Source organism: Brevundimonas sp. (assembly GCF_036399195.1).
GTDB lineage: Bacteria > Pseudomonadota > Alphaproteobacteria > Caulobacterales > Caulobacteraceae > Brevundimonas.
In genome coordinates this window covers 1-5286 of the sequence record NZ_DASWNO010000056.1, presented here as the reverse complement: position 1 = coordinate 5286, position 5286 = coordinate 1, and the positions used below count along the sequence as shown (strand labels likewise).

Sequence of the window (5286 nt, the reverse complement as noted above, 5' to 3'; positions counted from 1 at the left end):
TGAGGACTTGAGCCGCTAGGCCGCGCGCACCTTCAGTTTCGGCCCGTCGATCGACTCCACCACGACGGTCTCACCCGCCAGAGGTCCGACGCCCTCGATCTCGGCGATCCACTCGGCGCCCGAGACGAACACCCGGCCGCGTCCGTTCACGAAAGGCTGGACCACCTGCGCCCGCTGCCCGACCAGCCGGCCCTCGCGGGCGTTGATGTCTGGGCTGTCGGTCGGGTTCACCCGCTGGATCAGCCGGCGCGACAACAGGGTCAGGATCACGGTCACGACCGCGAACAGCGCGACTTCGCCGATCACGCTAAGCGGCAGACCGATCGCCGTGGCCACCGCCACCATGCCGGCCGCGACGGCGGGCCACAGCAGCCATTCGGTGGAGAAGGCCGCCTCGATGGCCAGAAGGGCGACCCCGAGCGCCAGCCAGATCCAGTACGGCTGGGCCGCGTGTAGGTCGGTCAGGGCTTCCATGGCTTATTCCGATCTGGGAACGGAGCCGGCGCCCGGCGGGCGCGGCGGACGGGGCGGGGTTGGCGGCGTGGCGCGCGGCGGCGCTAGCGAAGTGTCGCGGCGGACCTGTTGCTGGTCCCTAGCGAGCCCGACAAGCTCGCCGAGGCCGGCGATGGTGCCGACCAGGCCGCTCATTTCGGCGGGGACGATCACGGTCTTGGCCGTCGGGTTTCGCGCCAGTTCGGCGAACGCCTCGACGTATTTCTGGGCGACGAAATAGTTGATTGCATTGACGTCGCCCGCCGCGATGGCCTGGGACACCATGGCGGTCGCCTTGGCCTCCGCCTGCGCTTCCCGCTCGCGGGCCTCGGCGTCGCGGAAGGCGGCTTCCCGGCGTCCCTCGGCCTGCAGGATGGCGGCCTGCTTGGCCCCCTCGGCCCGGGCGATGGCGGCCTGCTTCTCGCCTTCGGCCTCGGTGATGACGGCGCGTCGTTCGCGCTCAGCCTTCATCTGGCGGGCCATGGCGTTCGTGATGTCGACCGGCGGGGTCAGGTCCTTGATCTCGATGCGGTTGACCTTGACGCCCCATGGCTCGGTCGCCGCGTCGATGACGGTCAGCAGGCGCGAGTTGATGTTGTCCCGCTGGAACAGCACCTCATCGAGGTCCATCGATCCGACTACGGTGCGCAGGTTGGTCGAGCACAGCTGGGTGATGGCGTAGGGCAGGTTCTCGACCCGGTATGCCGCCCGCGCGGCGTCCATGACCTGGATGAAGACGATGGCGTCGACCTTCACCATGGCGTTGTCCTTGGTGATGACCTCCTGCTGGGGCACGTCGAGGACCTGCTCCATCATGTTCATCCGCCGGCCGATCCGCTCCACGAACGGCGTCAGCAGACTGATGCCCGGGCTGAGGGTGCGGGTGTATTTGCCGAAGCGCTCTACCGTGAACTCACGGCCCTGGGGCACGATCTTGACCACGCTGAACAGCAGCACGAAGGCCAGCGCGAGCAGGGCGAGGGTGAAAAGTAGCGACGTGTCCATGAAGCCTCCCGTATCCCGTTCAGGTTAGCACCCCGACGCGCGAGCGCCATGAAAACCGGTCCGGGAAAGATGACATCCCTGTAATCTTCACCGTGTGGCGGCGGCGAGGGCGATGATCCGCCGCGTCTCGCTCCAGCCGACCAGAGCTTCGACCTCGCCCAGCGGCACGAATCGCGCCTCGGCGGCGTCGTCGCCCGCGAACGGCTCGCCGGTCAGCCAGCGAGCGGCATAGTCGATCAGCACATAATGCCGGCCCGCGTCGGCGAAGACGCCGTCGACGACGTCGAGCAAGCCGGTGATCTCGGCCTCTACGCCAGTCTCCTCGCGCAGCTCGCGAAGCGCGGCGTCGACCGCGCGTTCACCGCTCTCGATCCGTCCGCCGGGAAGGCTCCACTCACCCTGCCGCGGCGGGTTTCGGCGACGGATCAGCAGGACTGCATCGCCCCTCAGGCAGACGACGCCGACGGCGGGGACGGGTGTGGGGAGGGCGCTCTTCATGCTGTCTTCTATCGATCCGTCGCCGGCCTGTCGCGAGGGGAGGGGAATGGGGTGGCGCGGCCGGCGCTGCTTTGAGACAAGGCTTCATGACCCCGCCGTCCGCCGCCGCCATCGCCGCCCTGAAGTCTGCCGCCGGCGGTGGCGGCTGGACCGACGATCCGGCGGAGATCGCGCCGTGGCTGACCGAATGGCGGAACCGCTGGCACGGCCATACGCCGCTGATGTTGACGCCGCGCTCGACGGATGAAACCGCGCGGATCGTTCGGGTCTGCGCCGAGCATCGCGTGGCGATCACGCCGCAGGGGGGCGACACCGGTCTGGTCGGCGGTCAGATTCCGTACGGCGAGGTCCTGCTGTCGACGCGGAAGCTGTGCGCCGTGCGGGACGTGACCCCCCTCGACGACGCGATGACCGTCGAGGCGGGCGTCACGTTGCTGGAGGCGCAGCAGGCGGCCGCGGCCATGGACCGGCTGTTTCCGCTCAGCCTCGCCGCCGAAGGCACGGCCACCATCGGCGGCGTGGTCTCGACCAACGCGGGCGGCACGGCGGTTCTCCGCTACGGCGTGATGCGCGACTTGGTGCTCGGGCTCGAGGCCGTCCTGCCCAACGGCGAGGTGTTCCACGGCCTGAAGCGGCTCAGGAAGGACAACACCGGCTACGACCTCAAACAGCTGCTGATCGGGGCCGAGGGAACGCTGGGCGTCGTCACCGCCGCGACCCTGAAGCTGTTTCCGGTGATGCGATCCCGCGCCACCGCCATGGTCGGCCTCGACAGCGCCGCCTCCGCCGTCGAACTGCTGGCCCGGGCGAAGGGCGAGACCGGCGGAGGCGTCGAGGCCTTCGAGCTGATGAAGCGAATCGGCATGGAGTTCGTGCTGAAGCACATCCCCGGCACGCGCGAACCACTGGACAGCGTCCCGCCCTGGTATGTCCTGATCGAGCTGGTTTCCGGCGAGCCCGCGGCCGCCGAGGCCGGCCTGGAGCGGCTGCTGGGAGCCGCCTTTGACGCCGGCCTGATCACCGACGCCGCCATCGCCCAGAACGACGCGCAGCGGGCCGCCTTCTGGAAGGTTCGCGAAGAACAGTCCGCGGCGCAGAAGCCCGAGGGCGGCGGCTGGAAGCACGACGTCTCCGTGCCTGTCTCCCGCATCGCAGAGTTCCTCGACGAGGCGACGGCGGCCGTCGAGCGCTTCCACCCGGGGGCCCGGGTCAGCGCCTTCGGGCACGTCGGCGACGGAAACATGCACTACGACGTGCTGAGCGCGGCAGGCGGAGACCTGTCCGCCTTCCTCGCCCGCTGGGCCGAGGGATCGCAGATCGTCCACGACATCGTCGCCCGCTACGACGGCTCCATCTCCGCCGAACACGGTCTCGGCCGGCTGAAGACGGATGAGGCGCGGCGATACAAGTCGCGGGTGGAGATAGCGACCATGCAGGCCGTGCGCGCGGCGATCGATCCTCACCGGATCATGAACCCGGGTGTGCTGTTCTGACCGTACGAGGCCAAGTCGTCGGTTTCACGCCCCGCCAGGCGCGGCTTGCCCCATCGGCCTGATCGTCCTACCCCTCCGGCTCGATTCAACGCGTCCGGAGCCTGCCATGACCCTCGCCCTGCTGTTCCCGGGACAAGGCAGCCAGTCGGTGGGCATGGGCGCGGCGCTGGCCGACGCCTTCGCCAGCGCCCGTGATGTCTTCGCCGAGATCGACGAGGCGCTGGGGCAGAACCTTTCGCGGCTGATGCGGGAGGGTCCCGAGGACCAGCTGACCCTGACCGAGAACGCCCAGCCGGCCCTGATGGCTGTCTCGGTGGCTGCGGCCCGGACGCTCAAGGCTGAGTTCGGGTTCGACATCGGCAAGGCCGCCTTCGTCGCGGGTCATTCACTGGGCGAGTATTCCGCCCTGTGCGCCGCGGGGGCGATCTCGCTGACCGACACCGCGCGCCTGCTGAAGCTGCGGGGTCAGGCCATGCAGCGGGCCGTTCCGGTCGGCCGGGGCGCGATGGCCTCACTGATCGGACCGAAGACCGACCTCGTTCTGGCCGAGGCCGCGGCGGCCGCCGGTTCCGAGGTCGGCGTCTGCGTCGTGGCCAATGACAACAACGCTGGCAACATCGTCATCTCGGGCGACAAGGCCGCCGTCGATCGGGCCATCGAGAAGGCCAAGGAACTCGGCGCCCGGGCCATTCCGCTGAACGTTTCTGCTCCCTTCCACTGCCCGCTGATGCAGCCCGCCGCCGACGAGATGGCGGAGGCGCTCGGGGAGGCCCGGATCGTCGCCCCTGCTGTCCCCGTGGTCGCCAATGTCACCGCCCGACCGGAAACCGACCCCGAGGTGCTTCGCCGCCTTCTGGTCGAACAGGTCACCGGACGGGTGCGCTGGCGCGAGAGCATGGAATGGATGGCGGGGGAGGGCGGGGTCGCCCGCTTCGTTGAGATCGGATCCGGCAAGGTCCTGACCGGCATGGCCAAACGCATCGCGCCCGACGCGGAGAGCCTGTCGCTTACTACGCCTGAGGAGATGGAAACGTTCGCGAAGAGCCTTTGAGTGGTTAGTGGCCAGTGATTAGTGATTGGCAGGGCCAAGACCCGCTCGCCAATCCGCTTTCACCGGCTCAGCCGCTTCAACCACTAATCACCAGCCACTCATCACTCCTCCGGAGGCAACCATGTTCAACCTCACCGGCAAGACCGCCCTCGTCACCGGCGCCACCGGCGGCATCGGCGGAGCGGTCGCCCGGGCCCTGCACGCCCAGGGCGCAGCCGTCGTCCTGTCCGGCACCCGCGAGGCGGTGCTGCAGGATCTGGCCGCGGAGCTTGGCGAGCGGGCCTTCGCCGCCGCCGCCAACCTGTCTGACCCGGCCTCTGTCGACGGCCTGATCGCCCGCGCCGAGGAGGCCGCCGGCGCGCCGCTGGACATCCTTGTCGCCAACGCCGGGATCACCCGCGACGGCCTGCTGATGCGCATGAAGGACGAGGACTTCCAGGAGGTGATCCGCGTCAACCTGGAGAGCTATTTCCGCCTGTCCCGAGCGGCCATGAAGGGCATGATGAAGCGCCGCTGGGGCCGCATCATCGGCGTGACCTCGGTCGTGGGCGTCACCGGCAATCCCGGCCAGACCAACTACGCCGCCTCCAAAGCCGGCATGATCGGGTTCTCGAAATCGCTGGCGCAGGAAGTCGGTTCGCGCGGCATCACGGTGAACTGCATCGCGCCCGGCTTCATCGCCTCGCCGATGACCGACGTGCTGAACGAGCAGCAGCGCGAGACCATCCTGAAGAACATCCCCGCCGG

At 69.0% G+C, this 5286-nt stretch carries 6 protein-coding genes; 3 read left to right on the top strand and 3 right to left on the bottom strand.

Annotated elements, in window-relative coordinates; all coding sequences use genetic code 11:
• Window positions 1-15: 15 nt before the first annotated feature.
• The 3 genes from VGB60_RS02850 to VGB60_RS02840 form a co-directional block, all read right to left on the bottom strand.
• Window positions 16-474, bottom strand: a complete 459-nt coding sequence (locus VGB60_RS02850; protein WP_331036770.1) for an NfeD family protein — start codon at window positions 472-474, stop codon at window positions 16-18.
• A 3-nt stretch (window positions 475-477) separates the two neighbouring features.
• A complete protein-coding gene (locus tag VGB60_RS02845) occupies window positions 478-1497 on the bottom strand; it encodes an SPFH domain-containing protein (RefSeq protein WP_331036769.1) in 1020 nt (339 codons plus the stop codon).
• A gap of 87 nt (window positions 1498-1584) precedes the next feature.
• The gene (locus VGB60_RS02840; RefSeq protein ID WP_331036768.1) at window positions 1585-1995 is read right to left on the bottom strand and encodes an NUDIX hydrolase; all 411 of its coding nucleotides are present in this window, start codon (window positions 1993-1995) and stop codon (window positions 1585-1587) included.
• Between the two features lie 86 nt (window positions 1996-2081).
• Here VGB60_RS02840 and VGB60_RS02835 point away from each other — a divergent pair, with 86 nt between their 5' ends.
• The 3 genes from VGB60_RS02835 to VGB60_RS02825 form a co-directional block, all read left to right on the top strand.
• Window positions 2082-3488 carry an FAD-binding oxidoreductase gene (locus VGB60_RS02835; protein WP_331036767.1) on the top strand — a complete coding sequence of 469 codons (1407 nt, stop codon included), beginning with the start codon at window positions 2082-2084 and terminating at the stop codon, window positions 3486-3488.
• A 106-nt stretch (window positions 3489-3594) separates the two neighbouring features.
• Window positions 3595-4539, top strand: coding sequence for an ACP S-malonyltransferase (gene fabD / locus VGB60_RS02830; protein ID WP_331036766.1), 945 nt, complete (start codon window positions 3595-3597; stop codon window positions 4537-4539).
• A gap of 121 nt (window positions 4540-4660) precedes the next feature.
• On the top strand, window positions 4661-5286 hold a 626-nt coding region (locus VGB60_RS02825), incomplete at its 3' end, for an SDR family NAD(P)-dependent oxidoreductase (RefSeq protein ID WP_331036765.1).

Excerpts from the sequence above, each read along its gene's own strand:
- VGB60_RS02850 (WP_331036770.1), bottom strand. The coding sequence starts at position 474 with ATGGAAGCCCTGACCGACCTACACGCGGCCCAGCCGTACTGGATCTGG.
- VGB60_RS02845 (WP_331036769.1), bottom strand. The coding sequence starts at position 1,497 with ATGGACACGTCGCTACTTTTCACCCTCGCCCTGCTCGCGCTGGCCTTC.
- VGB60_RS02840 (WP_331036768.1), bottom strand. The coding sequence starts at position 1,995 with ATGAAGAGCGCCCTCCCCACACCCGTCCCCGCCGTCGGCGTCGTCTGC.
- VGB60_RS02835 (WP_331036767.1), top strand. The coding sequence starts at position 2,082 with ATGACCCCGCCGTCCGCCGCCGCCATCGCCGCCCTGAAGTCTGCCGCC.
- fabD (WP_331036766.1), top strand. The coding sequence starts at position 3,595 with ATGACCCTCGCCCTGCTGTTCCCGGGACAAGGCAGCCAGTCGGTGGGC.